This is a genomic window from Campylobacter sp. VBCF_06 NA8 (assembly GCF_027737825.1).
GTDB lineage: Bacteria > Campylobacterota > Campylobacteria > Campylobacterales > Campylobacteraceae > Campylobacter_B.
Genome location: NZ_JAOVUB010000003.1, coordinates 170987 through 189696, shown reverse-complemented (window position 1 = coordinate 189696; position 18710 = coordinate 170987). Strand labels below are relative to the sequence as shown.

Genomic DNA, 18710 nt, shown 5'->3' with positions numbered 1-18710 from the left:
CTTCTTTTTGATTTATTTTTCTAGTATGATTTGTCCGTCTTTGACGCCACGCACGCGCACTTTCGTGCCTTCTGCCATGTTTTTTACCTCATCGCTTTGCCATAGCGTGCCCTTGAAATAGACCATACCCTCTTTGACATAGCCCTCGCCACTCTCGTCTAAGAAATTGTCTTTAATCTCTTCGGTTGGCTTGAAAAATTTGGATTTTAGTGGCTTTTTTAGGGCGAGCAAAAGCGCGAAAGATAGCACGAAAGAGGCTAGGATTTGCACCTCCCATGATAGCGGAAGCGCGAAGCTAAATAGCCCCACGATCAAAAATCCTGCGCCAAAAAACACAAAGGTGAAATCAAGCACCAAGAGCTCGATAATCACCAAAATAACGCCAATTATGATAAAAATAAGTGGGCTCATTGATTGTTTTCCGTGATTAAATTTTTATCCCCAGCCTTGCCTAAAAATTCGCTTAGCACAGAGAGTGAGCCGATGATTTCGCTGGTTTCATACGGTATGATGACCTTGTCCTTGCTTGCGCTTTTTGCTAGCTCGTTGAAGGCATTTACGCGACTTTGCGCAAGCAGGTATTCAGCGGCGAATTTCGACGCCGCCATAGCCATATTGATATTATCCATAGCGTGTTTTTGACCCACAGCTAGGGCGATTTGCTCGTATTTTTTCGCGTCTGCCATACGCTCGATTGCCTCAGCTTCTAGCACTTTTTCTTGTTTTTGCGCTTCGGCTGTGCGAATTAGAGCGGCTTTTTCGGCTTCGGCTTTTAGCTCGATTGCCCGTTTTTCGCGCTCGGCTTTCATTTGCATATTCATCGCGTCCTCTATGCCTTTTGGGACTGAAATTTCTGAAATTTCGACACGCATGATTTTTACGCCCCAATTATCTGCTGCGTCCCCAAGAGCGATTTGAAGTTTTGAGTTTAACTGATCTCGGCTTGATAGGGTCTGATCTAGGCTCATTTCGCCGATTGCTGAACGAAGTGTGGTCATAGCCAAATTTGATATTGCTTTGCGATAATCCTCGACATTATAAAGCGCCATTTTGCCATTTACGATTTTTAAAAATACGATTCCATCGACCATGATATTGACATTGTCTTTGGTGATGACTTGCTGTTTTGTGATATCTACTAGCTGTTCGCGAACACTCATTTTAGCGCGCACGCTGTCAAAAAACGGCACAATTACATGAAATCCGCCGTCTAAAACCTTGTGAAATTTACCAAGTCGCTCGATAATCATAATCTCAGATTGCGATACGATTTTGACACCAAGCTTCAAAACCAGCGCGATTAGCGCACAAATTACCACAACGGTAGCTGCGAAACCTTCCATTTTTTCTCCTAAAATTTCTAAAATTTAAATTTGGCGATTATAGCAAGTTAATGTTTAATACTAAATTTAAGATTTTTGGTAGTTTTTGCTAGTGTAAATTTTGCAATATTTGTCGAAATTTGCGCTAAATTTCACTCCTGCACGCAGATTTCGCCGTTGATTAGCCCCTTTATAGTGTGGTATCCTACGACTGCTATCAAAACGCACAAAAGCGCGAACATACCAAGCCCAAGGCGCGCAAACCACACTTCCGCGCTTAAAAAATACGCCTTCATAAAGGCAATGCACCCAGCCGCTGTCGGGAAAGTGAAAGCCCACCACGATAGGAAAAATTTAAGCCCAAAAAAGCTTTTTGCCATGAAAAATATCAAAAGTGTGAAAAATAGCACCAAATTTATCAAAATTTTAGCGAGCATATCAAACTCGCCGCCGATGTTGATATAGCCCAGAAACGCCACAGACGGGGGCGCAATCATTATAAAAAGCGTTGGGACGAATTTTTGGGCGAGCTGGTCGTGAAAAATAATGCGGTAAAAAACAATGCTAAAAAGCACAATCCAAAAGAAAATCCCAATGCTAAAAAAATACCACAGATATTCGCCCTTTTCGCTTGCGGCGATGACTACGATGAGATTGCCTACGATCGGGATAAACCACGCTGGATTGGAGTGAGTGATGAGCATATTTTTTTGTATCCAAAACGAAATGATATAAAGCGTCAAAAACGCATGAAATATCATCGCTACGCCGTAAAATGCGCTATGAAGCGCGCTAATATCGTTAAATGCAATGGCTAGTAAAAGTAGGCTAATCGAAAATGTGGCAAAAAAACTTAGCTTGATTGGGTGGGTAAATTCTGCCTGCACAGCGCGTGGAAATTTGATGATTTTTGCCGTGTAAAACGCCGAAATTAGCGCAAACACACCAAGGGCGAAAAATCGCAAAATTTCAAATATAAAATGTGGCGCACCATACGCCTCGCTAATGGCGCGATAAGCGATACTAAGCCCGCCAAGCCCCATTGTTACGGCAAAAAACATAATCGGGAAATTTGAGAGTTTGGAGATATTTTCATTTTTTAGATTCATTTTAGCCTCGATGAATTTCAAATTTTTTAAAAACGGCGCGAATTCTAGCAAAATTTGACGCCATAAATTCTTACAATTATAAATTAAAACTGAAATTTATAAAATTTTAAGTTTTATTAAGCGCGAAAAAAGTAAAATAATCGATTTTTAACAAATTCGAGGCAGATTAAGGCGGACAAAAATGGAAAATTTTATCAAAATCGTAACCGACATAAACTCATTTATTTGGGGGCCATACTTTCTCATAGCCCTTCTTTGCGGAACTGGCGTCTATTTTACAATCAGATTAAAATTCGTTCAAATTTTGAAATTCAAACTTGCCGGAAATAGACTTTTGGGCGATTTTTCGCTCCATGGCAAAAAGGCGGGCAAACACGGTATGAGCTCGTTTCAGGCGATTTCGACTGCGATTGCGGCGCAGGTTGGCACGGGCAATCTAGTAGGAGCCTCGACTGCGCTGATTATGGGCGGACCTGGGGCGATTTTTTGGATGTGGTTGGCTGCGTTTTTTGGTATGGCGACAAATTTCGCCGAAATCTGTCTAGCTCAAATTTATCGCTCAAAGGATAAAAGTGGTCATATTATCGGCGGACCTGCGTTTTATATTTCGCGCGGTATTGGCGGGAAATTTGGCAAAATTTTGGCTGTGGTTTTTGCCATAGCGATAATCTTAGCGCTTGGTTGTATGGGAAATATGGTGCAAGCAAACGCCATTTCAGACGGATTTAGCAAGGCTTTTAATATCGATAAGGTCTATATCGGCGAAATTTTGGCTGTGGTTTGTGCGATAATCTTTATCGGCGGTGTCAGGGCAATCGCGCGCGTAGCCGAAAAGGTCGTCCCGCTTATGGCGATTTTATACATTTTGGTGGGATTTAGCATAATCTGCGCTAATATCTCCGAGCTTCCTGGCGCTATTTCGCTGATTTTCAAGGCTGCCTTTGATCCAAGTGCTACGTGGGGCGGTGCGACGGGAGCGAGTATCGCTATGGCTATGAGATATGGCGTGGCTAGGGGATTATTTAGCAACGAAGCTGGTATGGGCTCTACCCCTCACGCTCACGCCGCTGCCAATGTCGCTCACCCAGTCGATCAAGCCATGCTAGGCATTATGAGCGTTTTTATAGATACATTTATCGTGCTAAATATCACGGTTTTTGTGATACTGACCTCGGGCGTGGTGGAGTTTGGGGCTGATGGCAAGGCTGTATTTAGCGGGATTGCACTCGTGCAAGAGGCGTTTTCGTCGAATTTTTTGGGCAGGGAGCTTGGATATAGCTTCGTGGCGATTTGTCTTTTGTTTTTCGCATTTACTACGATTATGGGCTGGTATTATTTCGCTGAGATAAATATCCGCTATCTGCTTGGACCAAAAGGGGTGAAATTTTTACAGCTTTTGGTTATTGGCTTTGTTTTTATGGGCTCACTGCTTAAAATCGACCTTGTTTGGGAGCTAGCCGATCTTTTCAATGGCCTTATGGTGATTCCAAACCTGATTGCGATTTTGCTTTTAAGTGGGATTGTGGTGCGCTTACTGCGGGATTTTGACGCGGGCAAGGCATACAACGCCAGCGATTATATTAAAGGCTAAATTTCAGCGTTAAATAATTAAATTTAGGTAAAATCGTAAGTTATTTTACGATTAGGAATTTTTATGTTTTTACATACTTTTCACCAAAAAAGTATTAAAGAAAAATTAGATTATTTAGCGGATTTGGGGCAAATCGACAAGGCTACATACGATAAAATTTTAAAATTTTACGCCCTTGATAGCGAGGGGCAAATTTCAGCCCTAATCAAAATGCAAAGCGCAACCAATAAAGTTTTATGGAGCGTTAAAAAAATAGATTCTTACAGAATCGAACCAGACGGGGCAATGCGCTATAATGGCGAATTCGTCGATGTCAGGCGCGCGGTTTTAAGTAGCGCGGATATGAGGGCAAAAGATTTTTACGAAAACTCACAAAACAAAGTCGCAATCCACGAGCAAAGTAGCAATAAATTTTGGAAAAAATTTGTTATTTGGTCGGTGGTGTGGGCTTTGGTTTTAATTTTTCTTGTATATTTAATCTCAAATTAAAGGATAAAAAATGTGTAAAGATTGCGGATGTTCTATCGCAGGACACACTCACAGCCACACGCACTCTGACGGAGTTACGCACACTCACGAGCATAATCACGCTCACGCTCACTCTCATGGGCATGCGCATGAGCACGAGCATGGCGAAATTCACGGCGACCACGCACACCCTGTGCTAAATGATAAAAAAACCGTTGAAGTCATCACAAAAATTCTCTCTGCAAATGACGCCGAAGCAGCGCATATCAGAGAGCATTTCGACGAAGACGGAATTTTGTGTGTAAATTTAATGAGTAGCCCAGGAAGTGGCAAAACAACGCTACTAGAAGCTACGATTAAAAGCGGTAAATTTAACATAGGCGTCATTGAGGGCGATTTGGAGACCAACCGCGACGCAGATCGTATCATCAAAGCAGGTGCAAAAGCACACCAAATCACCACAGGTCAAGCATGCCACCTAGACGCTTTTATGGTGCATGAGGGGCTCCATCATCTAGGCATGGACGGGCTTGATTTGGTTTTCATAGAAAATGTCGGAAATCTCGTCTGCCCTGCAAGCTACGATGTCGGCGCACATGCAAATGTCGTGCTTCTAAGCGTAACCGAAGGAAGCGATAAGGTCGCAAAATATCCTGTAATGTTTCGCGCAGCGGATTTGGTCGTGGTAACCAAACACTCGCTAATCGAGCATTTTGATTTTAGCGTCGATGAAGTGGTCAAAGAGGTGCGAAAACTAAACCCAAAAGCCGCTGTAATCGCCCTAGATAGCAAGAGTGGCGAGGGTGTGGATAAGTGGCTAAAATTTTTGGAATTTAAAAAGGAATTTAGATAATGTGCCTTTCAATCCCGTCAAAAGTAATTTCAATAGATGAAAATAATTTCGCGACCGTCGAAACGCTTGGTGTGAGGCGTGGCGTGAGCTTGGATTTAATCTCCGAGCCTGTGAGCGTTGGGGATTTTGTGCTAATTCATGTGGGCTTTGCGATGGAAAAAATCGACACAGCCGTCGCCTTAGAGAGCTTGAAAATTTACGAACAAATCGCAGAAGAGATGAATAGTGGCGAAATTTCGGCAGATGAGGGCGATATGGGGCTAGCGAATTTAAAGGGTTAAATTTTGCGCAGAATTGATAGAGCTTTAAGCGTTAGTGAGGCTTACGAAATAATCGATAATGCCGAATACGCCGTGTTTTCGTGCATGAGAGATAATGGCGAGATTTTTTCGATTCCGCTTTCAATCGTGCGTGAAAATGACAGCATTTTTATCCACGGCGCGACAAAAGGAAGCAAAGCCGAGCTTTTCACTGGCGGACGCTATGTAAGCGTGGTTTGCGTCAGTTTCAACGCTGTGCCAAATTTGAGCGACGCCGAATTTGAAGCGATAAAAGATAATTCAAAAGAGCTTGGAAATAGGGTTTTTACGACCGAATACAAAAGCGTTGTTGCAAAGACAAAAGCCTACGAAATCACAGACAAAAACGCCAAATTAGAGGCTTTGCGAATTCTTAGCGCTAAATACTGCGCGAAATTTATGGACGCTTTCGAGACAGTGGCTTTGGGTGCGTTAAGTCATACTAAAATTTATGAATTTAAAATTTACGAGATGACAGCGAAAGCGAAAATTTTAAAATAAGGCGCGCGGTGGAAGCAGAAGCACTAATCCAAGAAATCTGGCGTAGGTATCGCGCAAAGCCTGAGTATTTGTGGAAAAGTGCGCCGGGCTTTTGCGTTTTTCGCCACGAAAAAACAAAAAATGGTTTGCTGTGCTGATGAAGGGCGTGAGCGTAAAAACTCTGGGCGTCGAACCCGGCGCGTTTGTGGGCGAGAAAACGCTTGATATTTTAAATTTGAAAATCGAGCCGAATTTGGGCGAAATTTTGCGCGACGGCAAGAGTATCATAGAGGCGTATCACATGAACAAAAAGCATTGGATTAGCGTAGTGTTTGGCGTTTGCGACGAGGCGACGACATACGATTTAATCGAAGAAAGTTATAAACTTACAAAGAAGTAAAAATGGATTTGATAAAAGATTTTAGAGATAAAAAGCTGATTTTAGGGCTATCAGAAGCGATAAAGCAAAAAAGCACAAAGCCTATAAATATCATGGAAATTTGCGGTGGTCATACGCACAGCATTATGAAATTTGGTCTGCCAAATTTGGTAGGCGAAAATATAAATTTCGTGCATGGTCCGGGCTGTCCTGTGTGCGTAATGCCACGAGCTCGCATTGATGAAGCAATCGCTCTTGCGTCGAGTGAGGGCGTGATTTTTTGCACTTTGGCTGATATGTTGCGCGTGCCTGGAAGCACCACGAGCCTACAAAAACTGCGCGCGGACGGAGCCGATATACGCGCACTTTATAGTCCGCTCGATGCCCTAAAAATCGCCCTAGAAAACCCGGATAAAAATGTCATTTTCTTTGCGATTGGCTTTGAGACGACCACGCCGATGAGTGCGGTTTTGGTGGATAAAGCGATAAATTTGGGGCTAAAAAATCTATTTTTTCACATAAATCATGTAACCGTCCCGGCTCCTGTGGAAGCCATTTTGCAAGACAAGGAAGCCAAAATCGACGCATTTTTGGGACCTAGCCATGTCAGTGTCATCACAGGAAGCAAAATTTACGAAAATATTGCTACAAAATACAAAAAACCAATCGCCGTAAGCGGATTTGAGCCGCTTGACATCATGGCAGGTGTGCTAAATTTGGTAACTCAGTTTGAAGCTGGCACACACGAAGTCTATAACGAATACGACCGCGTGGTTAAGGCTGACGGCAACAAAACTGCGTTAAATTTAATAGATAAATATTTTGAAATTTGTGATTTTTCGTGGCGTGGTTTAGGGGAAATCCCAAAAAGTGGTATGAAGCTAAAAGCCGAATTCGCCGAATTTGACGCGAGAGTAAAATTCGCTGAAATTTTGCAAAATATCCAAAGTAAGGGCGAGAGCAAAGCCTGTATTTGTGGCGAGATACTGCGCGGCAAGGCGAAACCTTATGATTGCAAGGTTTTTGGCAAGGTCTGCACTCCGCAAAATCCAATAGGCTCGTGCATGGTAAGTAGTGAAGGCGCATGTGCTGCGTATTTCAAATACGCACGAAATTCATAAAATTTTGCGTAAAATTTTACAAAATAAGGATAAAATTTGAAAAAAACGATTTTGCTTAGCCACGGTGGTGGTGGCGAAGAGATGAATAAGCTCATCAATGATACGATTTTTAGGGCGTTTGATAATGAAATTTTGCGTGAGTGCAACGACAGCGCGATTTTGCCAAATTTCGGTGGCGAGTTAGCTTTTACGACTGATTCGTATGTCGTTACGCCGATATTTTTTAGCGGTGGCGACATCGGTAAAATCGCAGTTTGTGGCACGATAAACGACCTTTGTATGGTCGGCGCTAAACCGCTTTTTATCAGTGTGGGCTTCATCATCGAAGAAGGGCTGGAATTCGCCGAATTTGAGCGAATTTTAGCTTCCATTGCCGACACGGCAAAGCAGTGTGGCGTAAAAATCGTCTGTGGCGATACTAAGGTCGTCCCGCACGGCAAATGCGACAAGATTTTCATAAATACAAGCGGAATAGGGCAAATTCTCGCACCAAATATCAAAGCAAAAAATATCAAAATCGGCGATAAAATTTTGCTTAGTGGCGATGTGGGCAGACACGGGGCTGTGATTTTGGCCGCCAGAGATGAGCTTTCGCTTGAAAGTGAGCTTAAAAGCGACTGCAAACCGCTAAACGGCGTAGTAGGGGAGTTGCTAGCAAGTGGCGTGAAAGTCCGCGCTATGAGAGATGCCACGCGTGGGGGTTTGAGCGCAGTTTTGAACGAATTTGCCGAGATTTCGGGCAATGAAATTTTGGTTTTCGAAGAAAAAATCGCGCTGAGCGATGAAGTCGTGGGCGTGTGCGAGTTGCTTGGTTTTGAACCTTATGAACTGGCAAACGAAGGCACTTTTGTCGCAGTCGTTGCTAACGGCGATGAAGAAAAAGCTTTGGAAGTGTTGCGTAAATTTGATAAAAATGCGCAAATCATCGGCGAAGTAACAGGCACGGCAAAATCGCAAAATAGGGTGATAATCCAAAATGTGTATGGCTCAGGGCGGTTTTTGGAGCTTCCAAAGGGTGAGCTTTTGCCTAGGATTTGCTGAAATTTAAAATTCAGTATCAACGATACTGACCGAACAGCAAAAACAAAAGGATAAATTTGGAAAATAAACAACTACTTTTTGTTATTAACAATAATTTTCAAGTTATAACTAGAAATTTTGGACTTTTATTATTTGTAGATTGCATTTTGATTTACATTTTCTTGTTTTTGAATCCAGCGTGGCAAGCTAGCACAAGCGATGAAATTTTTATTAGTTATTTTAGAAATCCAAAATTTTTATTTTTATTTTTCTTTGTAATTTTTGAACATTTCAAAGCGATAATTTATCTCATAAAAAAACTGAAAAAGCCAGAAAAAATATACTTTTACAATGATAAAATTTATGATGATAAAAAGGATATTTATATAAATCTTACTGATATAAAAAGCGTTGAAAAATCAATACGCCCAGTTATTGGAAAAAATTTAAATTTACCAATGTTTATCAAAATTTTTCCGATATTGGTAGCAGTATTTTTAGCGATAATTTCTGAATTTGTAGTTTTTTGGATTAAAACCATATTTGCACTAAATAAAAATAATAAACTATGTTTATATTCTAATTTAGTAATAATATCAAATAAAAATGTGGTTATAAATTGCTATTTATTGAGAAAAAATGACTTTTTTAAAATTGAAAATTTTTTAAAAGAAAAATTAAATTTAGAAATTTCAAATATTAGAAAAACGAACAAATTTTATCTTGTAGGAAAATAAAATGAAAAATAAAAAAATAAAAGAAATAATATATGGATACTCTATCCCGTTTGTATTTGTGATAAATATAATTTGTCCGTTTATTTTGCCAAAAGATGCTGGAAGTGGCGAAAGTGGGCTTAAATTTGTAGATTTTATGAAACAATTTTTTCCAAATATAGAATATTATCAAAGTCTTAGCACAATGCCGAATTTCACAGCATTTTTTACTAGTGTATCGTGGGTAATCACAATATTTTGTATGTTTGGCATATTTATGCGAACCGATTATGCTAATAAAGTTTTTGAAAATTTTCGATTTTTTTCAAAAAGTATTTTGTTGCTTATTGGTATTTTTATGCTTGGTAAAGGTATGTCAGAAGCGACATATACTGGCAAAATGATTTCTGTGTTTTATAAAAACAAAGAAATATTAATAAATTCGGTCTTTCAACACACATTTATTGGATTTTTACAATCGTCATTTTATTTTGGCGTATTTTGTCTTGTAAATGCGATTAGTTGTGTATTTTATGGTTTTAAAAATTTAAAAAAAGGAAAAATATGCACGAAATGTCGATAGTGCAAAGCTTAGTTGAGCTTTGCGAGAAAAATTTAAACGAAAACGGCGGCGGAGAAATCAAAGAAATCGTAGTCAAAGTAGGCAGGCTTAGTGGCGTGGAGGCGCATTATTTGCAGAGTTGCTACGATGTGTTTAGGCAGGGCACGGTCTGCGAAAATGCCGAGCTAAAAATCCATATCCAAGATGTCGTTATAGAGTGCGAAAAATGCGGTTATAACGGCGTTTTGGAGCAAAACAACTTCATCTGCCCAAAATGCGAAAGCAGAGATTTAAAGGTAACCGACGGCGAAGATTTGTATCTAATGCAACTTGTGATTGAGTAAATTTAAGGAGATATTATGAAAACAAAAACCATATTTATGGCGCTATCTATTTTGTCTTTTAATGCTTTTGCAGCGGAGGATAATCCCCTTGATGCCAAAGTCGTATTCTACTACGACGGCAAAATCGCAAACGACAAGGTCGAATACAAAGCCCGTATAGTCCAAACAAACAACAAAGAGCTTAACAAAAAATTAGAGCAGGATTTTTGCCACCATAGTTTGTCCTATGTTCGCGAAGATCAAGTAGAAGAGTGTTTGAAGAAAAAAGATATTCACCAAGCTATCAAAGACGATATAGCTGATATTACGAAAGAATTTGCACAAAATCCAAAATTTACTTATGGCGTTAGGGATTATGAGCAAGAATTTGCATATTTGGGCGATAAAAAATATCTGAAAATTTGCCATAGCGATAATGCTATGCAAGGGACGATGAATTTGCATTTTTGTGATTTGTATGACATAAAAGACCCTAAAAATCCAATATTTCTTAAAGATACTTATATTAGCGATTTTTTTAATGATGAACAAAGAGAGAAAACAAAGTTTTATTTTGCCAGATACGGCGAGCAATTTGGTATAAAAAAAGAGATTTCAGCCCCTTGCGAACAAGCACTTCAAAATGGCGGGATATATAAATACGAAGTCCAGCGTGAAAAAGATTCATTTAGAAATATTATCACTTGGGATAAAAATATAACCGCTGTTTGCCAAAGCGAGGCAGAAAAGAAATTGCTTGAAAATTTAGAACCAAACGCAAGAGGTATGATGCATATCGAAGATGTCGAAGTATCAAAAACAGATGACGGAAAATACGATATTAGCCTAACCTATCAAGGATATTACGGCAAATTTTGGTATGATTTTGTTTATGTCGATGAAAAAACGCTAAAAGAGCTTGTCCCAAAAGAGTTTTTGGAATAAATTTCAACTTTAAGCGCAGGGTAGCCCCTGCGACAAATTTATTCTTCCTCGCTCTCATCATCGCTAGTATTATGTATAAACCCACTAAAATCCAGCTTCTCAGCCATTTTTAAAATTTCTTTAAATTCCAAAAATCTGCCGTTATAATCATAGCAAACATTAATCGCGCGCCCTTTTAGCGGCGGGGTTTTGTCATGCACATGACCGTATAAATGCACCGAGCCATAATGCGCGCCGTTCCACTCCAAAATCGGGTAGTGAAATAGCACGAAGCCCTTTTTCACGCCGGGGGCTTTGAAATATTTATAATCGCAAATTTCGTCGAAATAGCCCTGCAAATCGGCGTTTGCGATGATTTGTTTGTCGTGATTGCCCAAAATCAGCCTATGCGAGCCGTTTAGCCGCTCTAAAATCCGCGCTGTTTTGGCGCTGTCTTTGTGAAATGAGAAATCGCCTAGATTATAGACGATGTCATCATCGCTCACAGTGTCGTTCCACAGGGCGATTAGATACTCGTCCATTTGGGCCACGCTCTTAAAATTTCGGTATTTTGGGCTGTATTTCATAATGTTTTCGTGTCCGAAATGCAAATCGCTGATAAAATAAATTTTACTCATTTTAAACCCTTAAATTCGGTGAAATTTTAAATTTTGTGTGGAAGTGAAATTTTAAAATTTAAGCGCGTATTGTAGCGTAAATTTTGAAAAATAGGCAAATTTTAGGCGATTTCTCGCCTAAAATTCACTGAATTTATGCCAAATTTTTGGCTTTTAGCACCTCGACTACTTGCTCGGCGATCGCTAACTCTTCGTTTGTAGGGATAATTAGAGTTTTGATTTTTGCTTCGCTCGTGCTTAGATCGCGGTTGATTTTCCTGCGGACATTGTTTTCAGCCTTGTCGATTGCGATACCAAAATGCGCTAGCTTCTCGCAAACTCTCTCGCGCAAGATATTTGCGTTTTCTCCGATACCGCCAGTAAAGACGATAGCGTCGATTTTGCCAAGCACTGCGTAGTATGCGCCTACGAGTTTGACGATTTGATAGACTAGCATATCATAGGCGAGTTTTGCCTTTTCGTCGCCTGCTTCCATCATTTCCTCGACTTTGCGCAAGTCGCTCGTGCCACAAACGCCCAAAAGTCCGCTTTTTTTGTTCATTATCGCGTCCATTTCTTGTGCGCCATGACCTGCCACGCGCTCCATATACGCGATAATCGCAGGATCTATCGAACCGCACCTAGTGCCCATCATAAGGCCCTCTAATGGAGTCATACCCATTGAAGTATCGACGCATTTGCCATTTTTGATAGCGGTGATACTAGAACCATTTCCAAGGTGAAGCGTAATGCAGTTAAATTTATCATAATCCACGCCTAAAAATTCAGCCGCTGTGCGTGATACATACCAGTGAGAAGTGCCGTGTGCGCCGTATCTGCGGACTTTGTTTTTTTCGTAGAATTCATACGGAAGCGCATACATATATGCTTCTTTCGGCATGCTTTGGTGAAATGTAGTGTCAAAAACAGCCACATTTGGGGTTTTTGACGCGCTCATACATGATTTGATTCCAGCAACTGCTGCTGGGTTGTGAAGAGGGGCAAGCGGGCAAAGCTCTTCGATTTTGGCTAGCACATCGCTATCTACGAAGGCTGCTTTGTCGAAATAATCAGCGCCTTGGACGATTCTGTGTCCGATACCCTCGATATCGTTGATGTCTTTTAGCGTGCCACTTTCTTTTAGCAAGCGATACATTATCTCAATGCCCTCTTCGTGCGATTTAATCGGCTCTTTGACCTCTTTTTCAAACTCGCCTGCCTCGATTTTGGCTTTTGAATGCTCTGAGCCAATCTCTTCGATGACGCCACTTGCAAGGCAAGTTTTGTTATCCATATCTTGGAATTTAAATTTGATTGAACTGCTACCTGAGTTTATAACTAAAATTTCCATTAATTTACTCCTGCTTGAATTGCGCTAATAAGCACTGTATTTACGATATCCTCGACCTTGCAACCTCTGCTTAAATCATTAACTGGCTTTTTAAGACCTTGCAAGATTGGGCCGATTGCCACTGCGCCAGATGTGCGTTGGACTGCTTTATAGCCGATATTTCCTGCATTTAAATCAGGGAAAACAAAGACATTTGCCTTGCCAGCTACCACTGAGCCTGGGGCTTTTTTGCTTGCGGTTGTAGGATCAAACGCTGCGTCGAATTGCAATGGTCCATCGACTGCTAAATCAGGGGCTAGCTCGCCAACTAGTTTGGTGGCTTCTTCGACGATTTCTACACTTGGTCCTGAGCCACTTCCTTTGGTAGAGTAGCTTAGCATGGCTACGCGTGGTTCTAGTCCAAATGCGCGCGCAGTATTTGCCGAGCTAATCGCAATACTTGCAAGGGCGTTTGCGTCTGGGTTTGGCACGACGGCGCAATCTGCGAAAATCACGATTTGGCTATCTAGGCACATGATAAATGAGCCACTCACCGTGCTTACGCCCGGCATTGTTTTGATTGTTTGTAGTGCTGGGCGGATAGTCTCAGCTGTGGTCGTGCTAGCGCCACTGACCATAGCGTCGGCCTTGCCACTATACACTAGCATAGTGCCGAAAAATGTGCGATCTCGCACTAGTTTTTGCGCTTTTTCTAATTCCATGCCTTTGGCTTTGCGAAGTTCGTAAAGGGTGTTTGCAAACTCATCAGAGAATTCGTTGTTTGCTGGGTTTATGATTTTGACGCCGTCTAAATTTAGCCCTAAATTTCCAGCTTTTGCCTTAATTTCTGCCTCATCGCCAAGCAAGACTAAATTTACCGCGCCACTTTTTAGTAAAATTTCACTAGCGCGCAAAATTCTCTCATCATCGGCTTCTGGTAGGACGACTGATTTTTTGTTTGCAGCTGCTTTGGCATAAAGTGTGCTTTCAAATCTCACTGGGGTTAGAATTTCGCATTTCGCGCCTTTTAGCGCCTCGCCTAGGCAATCAGCGCAGACATCTTTTGTGGTGAAGCGCAAAACTTGTGCGCCACATTTTTTGGCGAAATTCTCGGCGATTTTCGCCTTGCTCTCGTCGCTGTATAGCCCTACAACAGGCAGAGATAAATCCTTGCTAAGGCCGAAATTTAGCACCTCATCGAAGCCTTTTGCGCCATAGACGATTACGCATTTTGCGTTTTTTGAGACTGCGTCAAATTTGGCTATTGCCATTTTTGAGATTTGTGCAATCTCGCCTTTTTCTAAAAGCGATATGATTTCGCTCTCGCTCGCCACATCTGGGACGATATTTAGCGCCACAGCGCCGTCAAATTTGGCTGTGACATCGCGCACATCGTCGCCTAAAACAAAAAATGCGTTCATAAGCAATCCTTATAAAAAAATTAAAAAAACACTTGCATTTTATCATATTAAAGTTGGGTTTTGTTTTAAATTTTAAGATTTTGGTTATTTTTAAGTTATGAATTGTTTAAAATTTATTGTAAAAAATTGGGAGGAAATTTTAAAAGATTATATAACATCGTATAAAGAAGCTTAAAAGCAAAAATTTTGTAAAATTAAAACTCTTTATGAAATCAACGGGGTAATTATGAATCTTTTTTCTTTTGATAACATTGGCGGTAGTGCTGATAGTGAAGTTTTAGATAAAAATTATAGAGCTAAATCAAAACGACAAAAAAAAGAGCCGAAATACGATCCTAGGAATAAACTAAATGATTTAAATGGTGCTCAGTGGCAGTTTTCCACTAAAACTGTAATTTATAAACAATATCCGTCGAATTTGCAACACAAACTTCGTTCTCAGCATGGCGGACAAAAACCACCTGATTTGTGTGCTGATTTGATTAAAATTTTTACAAAATCTGGAGCATTGGTATTAGACCCGCTTTGTGGTGTCGGTGGGACATTGCTTGGTGCGGCTCGTTGCAATAGAAGGGCTATTGGTATAGAAATTAATGAAAAATGGGTTAATATTTATAAAGAAGTTTGTAAGCTTGAAAATATAGAAAAATTTCCTGTTATAGTTGGAGATGCTGTAAATGAACTAAAAAAAATAGAAAAAGAAAGTATAGATTTTGTTTTGACAGATGTTCCATATTGGATCATGGATAAATTGGAGCATACTCGTTCAAATAAGTCTGGGCGAATTTCTAAATTATCTAAATTTAATGATGAAAATTTACAAACAAAAAAAGAATGGCTTGATGAAATGAGAATTATATTTGAAAATATTGCTCCAACCTTAAAACAAAATGCTTATATGGCTGTATTTATAGGCGATATGTATCGTGGAAAGGAATATCATTTTTTATCTGCTGAATTGGCAAATGCAATATCGCAAATAAGAGATTTTAGATTAAAATCAGATATTATTTGGCATGATGATTCAAAAATGTTGCATATATATGGTTACCCATTTGCATATATTCCATCACTTATTCATCAACATATTTTAATTTTTAGAAAAGAGAAATAAAATGCAAACGCTACTAGTAAATTCTAAAATATCAAAAAGTAAACAAATAAAAATGTCTGATCTTGATGAGTTAAAACCAAATTGCGAATTTTTATTATATTCCGATAATATATTAGAGGGAATATCTTTATTAAATTTATTGACAGAAAATGATGATTATTTGAAATTTTATGGTGTAGTTTATGAGCCGATAGATCAACCAATATATATTTTTTGCGACGAAAATAAAAATTTTTACTCTATCAAAATATGTGGTTCGTATGATAAATGGAATTTGCCTGATCAAGTAAATCAAATAAAATCATTTGTTGATTTATCGGATTATATTTTATATTCTATAAATAGTAAAAAAGTAATTTTGGCTGGTGAAAATACAGAAACTGCTTCTGTCGGAAATTCACAGTGGCAAAGAGAAGGCAGAAAGCTCGGTGCTTCAAGGATTAAGGTTCCTTATATTTATCAAACATTTTATTCTGGAAAAGACGAATCACAAGACACTACACGAGAGCCAACTTCATTGCAAGTTTATAATCATTTAGTTTATAGCGCTAGATATAAAGTTCCGTCTTTTGTAGCATATTTTGAAAGTAATTTTGAAAATGCAAGAACTAGAATTAGAAATCCAAAAGATAGTAAAGAGCTTTTTATAAATTACATTAAGTCTGTTATTTTAGCCGATACAAATAAAAAAAATGAAAAATTAAAATTTGAATTGGAAAAAGAATTTTTTAAACATATGATTTCTTATTTAAAAGAGCCAAAATTCTCCAAAAAAGCAAAACAAGAAGCAAGATTAATAAAAGATTTTCCTATAATTGACGATAATGTAAAAAATGGGATTTTGGCTGATAGTGATAATTTTGTCAATAGTTTATTGGAATATATTTATGATAAAAATGATAATTTTATAAACAAATATAGTTTATTAAATTTTGATTATAGTAAATTTTCACAATGGAATTTATATTGTAAGAAACCATATATAAAAGATTTATTGAGTAAAGTAAAGGCAAAATCATATATTTCAAGAAGTGCGAAAATAGGCATTGCAAATGCAACCGATTGTTTAAAATTTTTAACAGATAAATTTAGCCGAAAAAAAAATAGTATTAAATCAGCATTAGACATAAGCGCGCATAATGAAGCTATAATTTTTCCACTTCGCATTCATAAAATTTCAAATGGCAAATTAACATTTTCGCCAGACCCAGAAAGTGGAGAAATAGTTGCTTTTAGTGAATTGTTTGCCTACGATATATACGGAAATAAAATAAGACCGATAATAGGTTATTGTTATGTAGAAACACCAAATGATTTTGACTTTGAAAGTAAAAAAGGCTCGAAACTTTATAAAGCAATAAGTAATTATGTAGATATTTTGATTTTTAATGGTAAGACTATTATAACTTCGTTTGATAAGGAAAAAAATCAACAAAATAATTTTTTTCCATCAAGCGTAAAAGTAGTATTTCCTAATGACAAAACAGAAGAAGTGGCTATCGTATCAACTTATCTTAATCAATCAACTATAAAATCCGATTGGAAATTATGCTTTATTCATACGCACCATTCGTCTTGGCAACAAATTGCAATAGAAAATAAGCAAGAAAAAATTCATCGAATTTCAACCAAATTAGATTTAATAATGCAACAGAATAATAATTTTATGTTAGCGGAAGGAAAGAATAAATTCGTTGAATTTTTAAAAGACAAAAAAATAAAAAAAGCTTTTATAGATATGAGTAAATTAATAGATGTAATGTATAAAAAAAGTAATATAAAATTTGATACTTTTATATTTAATTTAGACTTGCCGCCAATAGAAAAAGACCCATATTATTTTTTAGATTGTGAAATCAATAAAATAAAGGGTAGCATAGAAAGAAATCACTTTAAAGATATTGCTAATAACGAAAATTTTGTGGTAATTATAGTTTATTTGTCTCCAAATAACGAGACAAAATTTGCATTAATATTTTCAGAAAATTTCAATATAAATTTAAAAAATCAATTAATAAAAGAATTTTTATGAAATATATAGGCAATAAAACGAGACTTTTAAACTTTATAGAAAATTCTATGAATAGTCTAAATCTACCAAAAAATGGGACTTTTATGGATTTATTTAGCGGAACCGCTTCTGTCGGTAAATACTTTAAAGATAAAGGATATAGAATAATTTCTAATGATTTTATGACTTATTCCTATGTTGCTCAATATGTTTTACTTAAAATCAATGAAGTGCCTAAATTTGAAAAAATTTCGCAAAACGGCATTGAAGAAGTTTTGCAAATATTAAATTCTATTAGTCCGTTTAAAGGATATTTTTTTGAAAATTTTGCACCTAGTGGTAAATTTAAAAGACAATATTTTTCAGACGACAATGCTATGAAGATTGACGCTATAAGAGAGCAAATTCAAAAATGGAAATTAGACAATAAAATAAATTTAGACGAGTATTATGTATTATTATTTTCGTTAATAAATGCGGCAGATTTTGTTGCAAATATATCTGGCACATATGGAGCATATTTGAAAATTTGGCGTTCAATGGCTCTAAAAAAGATTCAATTATTAGAGCCAAATATTACTAATAATAATATGGAAAATTTAGTATTTCAGGAAAATGCAAATGATTTAGTTAGAAAAATTGTCGCAGATATTGTTTATATAGATCCACCATACAATGAAAGACAATACGCACCAAATTTTCATGTCTTAGAAACTCTTGCTGTTTGGGATAAACAAAATTTAAAAGGAAAAACTGGTCAGAGAGACTATGAAGATAAAAAATCAAAATATTCTCAAAAATCTAATGCGGCATTGGCTTTTTATGATTTAATAGACAATATTTCGGCTAAATATATTATTTTAAGTTATAACAATGAAGGCATAATAAATAGAGATGATATAATTAGTATTTTGAAAAATAGTGGAAATCTTGTAGAATTTACAACCGAATATCGTCGTTTCAGAACAGAAAAAGATAATGAAAAAAGACATTATAAGCAATGTGGCGATAAAACATTGGAACATTTATATATTGTTACAACAAAATAAA

Annotated in this window: 21 protein-coding genes; 15 read left to right on the top strand and 6 right to left on the bottom strand. The window is 37.9% G+C overall.

The window, feature by feature from the left end; translation table 11 throughout:
* Nucleotides 1–12: 12 nt before the first annotated feature.
* From OFO10_RS05285 to OFO10_RS05275, 3 genes are all read right to left on the bottom strand, one after another.
* Complete coding sequence (locus OFO10_RS05285; protein ID WP_270858836.1) at nt 13–411, bottom strand: NfeD family protein; 399 nt, start codon at nt 409–411, stop codon at nt 13–15.
* Complete coding sequence (locus OFO10_RS05280; RefSeq protein WP_270866362.1) at nt 408–1343, bottom strand: SPFH domain-containing protein; 936 nt, start codon at nt 1341–1343, stop codon at nt 408–410. The genes OFO10_RS05285 and OFO10_RS05280 overlap by 4 nt, the downstream gene beginning before the upstream one ends.
* 131 nt (nt 1344–1474) lie before the next feature.
* Nucleotides 1475–2482 carry an SLAC1 anion channel family protein gene (locus OFO10_RS05275; RefSeq protein ID WP_270866361.1) on the bottom strand — a complete coding sequence of 336 codons (1008 nt, stop codon included), beginning with the start codon at nt 2480–2482 and terminating at the stop codon, nt 1475–1477.
* Between the two features lie 130 nt (nt 2483–2612).
* Between OFO10_RS05275 and OFO10_RS05270 the strand changes: the two genes are divergently transcribed.
* The 12 genes from OFO10_RS05270 to OFO10_RS05215 all read left to right on the top strand — a co-directional run bounded on the left by OFO10_RS05270 (nt 2613) and on the right by OFO10_RS05215 (nt 11188).
* Nucleotides 2613–4022 carry an alanine/glycine:cation symporter family protein gene (locus OFO10_RS05270; RefSeq protein WP_270866360.1) on the top strand — a complete coding sequence of 470 codons (1410 nt, stop codon included), beginning with the start codon at nt 2613–2615 and terminating at the stop codon, nt 4020–4022.
* A gap of 63 nt (nt 4023–4085) precedes the next feature.
* A complete protein-coding gene (locus tag OFO10_RS05265) occupies nt 4086–4511 on the top strand; it encodes a hypothetical protein (RefSeq protein WP_270866359.1) in 426 nt (141 codons plus the stop codon).
* Between the two features lie 10 nt (nt 4512–4521).
* Nucleotides 4522–5343: a hydrogenase nickel incorporation protein HypB gene (gene hypB / locus OFO10_RS05260; RefSeq protein ID WP_270866358.1), complete on the top strand. Its 822-nt coding sequence runs from the start codon at nt 4522–4524 to the stop codon at nt 5341–5343.
* Nucleotides 5343–5624, top strand: a complete 282-nt coding sequence (locus OFO10_RS05255) for a HypC/HybG/HupF family hydrogenase formation chaperone (RefSeq protein ID WP_270864969.1) — start codon at nt 5343–5345, stop codon at nt 5622–5624. The genes hypB and OFO10_RS05255 overlap by 1 nt, the downstream gene beginning before the upstream one ends.
* 3 nt (nt 5625–5627) lie before the next feature.
* Nucleotides 5628–6143 (top strand): pyridoxamine 5'-phosphate oxidase family protein, encoded by a 516-nt coding sequence (locus OFO10_RS05250; RefSeq protein WP_270866357.1) that lies wholly within the window; start codon nt 5628–5630, stop codon nt 6141–6143.
* A gap of 70 nt (nt 6144–6213) precedes the next feature.
* The gene (locus OFO10_RS05245; protein ID WP_270866356.1) at nt 6214–6522 is read left to right on the top strand and encodes an MmcQ/YjbR family DNA-binding protein; all 309 of its coding nucleotides are present in this window, start codon (nt 6214–6216) and stop codon (nt 6520–6522) included.
* Between the two features lie 2 nt (nt 6523–6524).
* Nucleotides 6525–7622, top strand: coding sequence for a hydrogenase formation protein HypD (gene hypD, locus OFO10_RS05240; RefSeq protein WP_270866355.1), 1098 nt, complete (start codon nt 6525–6527; stop codon nt 7620–7622).
* 36 nt (nt 7623–7658) lie between these two features.
* Nucleotides 7659–8663, top strand: a complete 1005-nt coding sequence (gene hypE, locus OFO10_RS05235; protein ID WP_442867993.1) for a hydrogenase expression/formation protein HypE — start codon at nt 7659–7661, stop codon at nt 8661–8663.
* Nucleotides 8664–8719: 56 nt separating this feature from the next.
* Complete coding sequence (locus OFO10_RS05230; protein ID WP_270866354.1) at nt 8720–9379, top strand: hypothetical protein; 660 nt, start codon at nt 8720–8722, stop codon at nt 9377–9379.
* 1 nt (nt 9380) lies between these two features.
* On the top strand, nt 9381–9941 hold the full coding sequence (locus OFO10_RS05225) for a hypothetical protein (protein WP_270866353.1): 561 nt from the start codon (nt 9381–9383) through the stop codon (nt 9939–9941).
* Nucleotides 9923–10264, top strand: coding sequence for a hydrogenase maturation nickel metallochaperone HypA (gene hypA / locus OFO10_RS05220; protein ID WP_270866352.1), 342 nt, complete (start codon nt 9923–9925; stop codon nt 10262–10264). The genes OFO10_RS05225 and hypA overlap by 19 nt, the downstream gene beginning before the upstream one ends.
* A 15-nt stretch (nt 10265–10279) precedes the next feature.
* Complete coding sequence (locus tag OFO10_RS05215; protein WP_270866351.1) at nt 10280–11188, top strand: hypothetical protein; 909 nt, start codon at nt 10280–10282, stop codon at nt 11186–11188.
* Nucleotides 11189–11226: 38 nt separating this feature from the next.
* Here OFO10_RS05215 and OFO10_RS05210 read toward each other — a convergent pair whose 3' ends face one another.
* From OFO10_RS05210 to pta, 3 genes are all read right to left on the bottom strand, one after another.
* The gene (locus tag OFO10_RS05210; RefSeq protein ID WP_270866350.1) at nt 11227–11805 is read right to left on the bottom strand and encodes a metallophosphoesterase; all 579 of its coding nucleotides are present in this window, start codon (nt 11803–11805) and stop codon (nt 11227–11229) included.
* Between the two features lie 133 nt (nt 11806–11938).
* Nucleotides 11939–13135 carry an acetate kinase gene (locus OFO10_RS05205; protein ID WP_270866349.1) on the bottom strand — a complete coding sequence of 399 codons (1197 nt, stop codon included), beginning with the start codon at nt 13133–13135 and terminating at the stop codon, nt 11939–11941.
* Nucleotides 13135–14535, bottom strand: a complete 1401-nt coding sequence (gene pta, locus OFO10_RS05200) for a phosphate acetyltransferase (RefSeq protein ID WP_270866348.1) — start codon at nt 14533–14535, stop codon at nt 13135–13137. Before pta ends, OFO10_RS05205 begins: the two co-directional genes overlap by 1 nt.
* Nucleotides 14536–14761: 226 nt before the next feature.
* On the opposite strand from pta, the gene OFO10_RS05195 reads away from it, so the two are divergent.
* From OFO10_RS05195 to OFO10_RS05185, 3 genes are read left to right on the top strand one after another with little or no spacing between them, the layout of a single operon-like run.
* Entirely contained in the window at nt 14762–15649 is an 888-nt protein-coding gene (locus OFO10_RS05195) for a DNA methyltransferase (RefSeq protein ID WP_270866347.1), read from the top strand.
* A gap of 1 nt (nt 15650) precedes the next feature.
* The gene (locus tag OFO10_RS05190) at nt 15651–17681 is read left to right on the top strand and encodes a hypothetical protein (RefSeq protein ID WP_270866346.1); all 2031 of its coding nucleotides are present in this window, start codon (nt 15651–15653) and stop codon (nt 17679–17681) included.
* On the top strand, nt 17678–18709 hold the full coding sequence (locus tag OFO10_RS05185) for a DNA adenine methylase (RefSeq protein WP_270866345.1): 1032 nt from the start codon (nt 17678–17680) through the stop codon (nt 18707–18709). Before OFO10_RS05190 ends, OFO10_RS05185 begins: the two co-directional genes overlap by 4 nt.
* The last annotated feature ends 1 nt before the right edge of the window (nt 18710 follow it).

What these genes read in the sequence shown, in the direction of transcription:
- OFO10_RS05225 (WP_270866353.1), top strand. Translation starts at nt 9,381, where the DNA reads ATGAAAAATAAAAAAATAAAAGAAATAATATATGGATACTCTATCCCG.
- OFO10_RS05205 (WP_270866349.1), bottom strand. Translation starts at nt 13,135, where the DNA reads ATGGAAATTTTAGTTATAAACTCAGGTAGCAGTTCAATCAAATTTAAA.
- OFO10_RS05185 (WP_270866345.1), top strand. Translation starts at nt 17,678, where the DNA reads ATGAAATATATAGGCAATAAAACGAGACTTTTAAACTTTATAGAAAAT.
- OFO10_RS05285 (WP_270858836.1), bottom strand. Translation starts at nt 411, where the DNA reads ATGAGCCCACTTATTTTTATCATAATTGGCGTTATTTTGGTGATTATC.
- OFO10_RS05280 (WP_270866362.1), bottom strand. Translation starts at nt 1,343, where the DNA reads ATGGAAGGTTTCGCAGCTACCGTTGTGGTAATTTGTGCGCTAATCGCG.
- pta (WP_270866348.1), bottom strand. Translation starts at nt 14,535, where the DNA reads ATGAACGCATTTTTTGTTTTAGGCGACGATGTGCGCGATGTCACAGCC.
- OFO10_RS05270 (WP_270866360.1), top strand. Translation starts at nt 2,613, where the DNA reads ATGGAAAATTTTATCAAAATCGTAACCGACATAAACTCATTTATTTGG.
- OFO10_RS05195 (WP_270866347.1), top strand. Translation starts at nt 14,762, where the DNA reads ATGAATCTTTTTTCTTTTGATAACATTGGCGGTAGTGCTGATAGTGAA.
- hypB (WP_270866358.1), top strand. Translation starts at nt 4,522, where the DNA reads ATGTGTAAAGATTGCGGATGTTCTATCGCAGGACACACTCACAGCCAC.
- hypD (WP_270866355.1), top strand. Translation starts at nt 6,525, where the DNA reads ATGGATTTGATAAAAGATTTTAGAGATAAAAAGCTGATTTTAGGGCTA.
- hypA (WP_270866352.1), top strand. Translation starts at nt 9,923, where the DNA reads ATGCACGAAATGTCGATAGTGCAAAGCTTAGTTGAGCTTTGCGAGAAA.
- OFO10_RS05265 (WP_270866359.1), top strand. Translation starts at nt 4,086, where the DNA reads ATGTTTTTACATACTTTTCACCAAAAAAGTATTAAAGAAAAATTAGAT.
- OFO10_RS05210 (WP_270866350.1), bottom strand. Translation starts at nt 11,805, where the DNA reads ATGAGTAAAATTTATTTTATCAGCGATTTGCATTTCGGACACGAAAAC.
- OFO10_RS05190 (WP_270866346.1), top strand. Translation starts at nt 15,651, where the DNA reads ATGCAAACGCTACTAGTAAATTCTAAAATATCAAAAAGTAAACAAATA.
- OFO10_RS05215 (WP_270866351.1), top strand. Translation starts at nt 10,280, where the DNA reads ATGAAAACAAAAACCATATTTATGGCGCTATCTATTTTGTCTTTTAAT.
- OFO10_RS05255 (WP_270864969.1), top strand. Translation starts at nt 5,343, where the DNA reads ATGTGCCTTTCAATCCCGTCAAAAGTAATTTCAATAGATGAAAATAAT.